At 36.2% G+C, this 539-nt stretch carries 1 protein-coding gene; it reads left to right on the top strand.

All coding sequences use genetic code 11. The features are described 5' to 3' along the window. On the top strand, positions 1 to 523 hold a 523-nt coding region (locus AC1EUY_RS16150; RefSeq protein ID WP_480196583.1), incomplete at its 5' end, for an IS630 family transposase. Between the last annotated feature and the right edge of the window lie 16 nt (positions 524 to 539).

The raw sequence follows: 539 nt of genomic DNA, 5'->3' as shown, positions 1-539 counted from the left end.
TTTTGACAGTGTGAATCTCTATTTTCAGGATGAGTCCCGTTTTGGACTGATGACCAAACAAAAAAAGGTGTTAGTCTCCAAGGGAATCAAACCCATAGGAAAATACCAACACTCCTACCAATGGCTCTGGGGATGTTTCTCACCCATTACAGGAGATAGTTTCTACTGGGAAACCCCATTGGTATCCAACCCTATCTTTGAAGGCTTCCTTAAGGATTTTAGTAACCAAAACCCTAGAGAACTTAAAATAGTTATCATAGACAATGCTGGGTTCCATGCTTGCAAAGGCATTACAATCCCAAAAAATATAAAACTCATAAGAATACCTCCATATACACCAGAGTTAAACCCTGCCGAAAAAGTCTGGCAGTGGATGAAAAACAAAACTGCAATGAAACTGTTCAAAGAGGTGAAAACACTACAAGATAAAATTACTGAGATGGTAAACCAACTAACTCCTGAACTTATAAAATCTATCACCAGTTATCAATTATACACTAAAACATTTTTTGAGTATTTTTAAATCAGAAATGGTATAA

Source organism: Maritimimonas sp. 2210JD6-3 (genome assembly GCF_056591795.1).
This window is presented reverse-complemented; position numbering and strand designations above follow the sequence as displayed.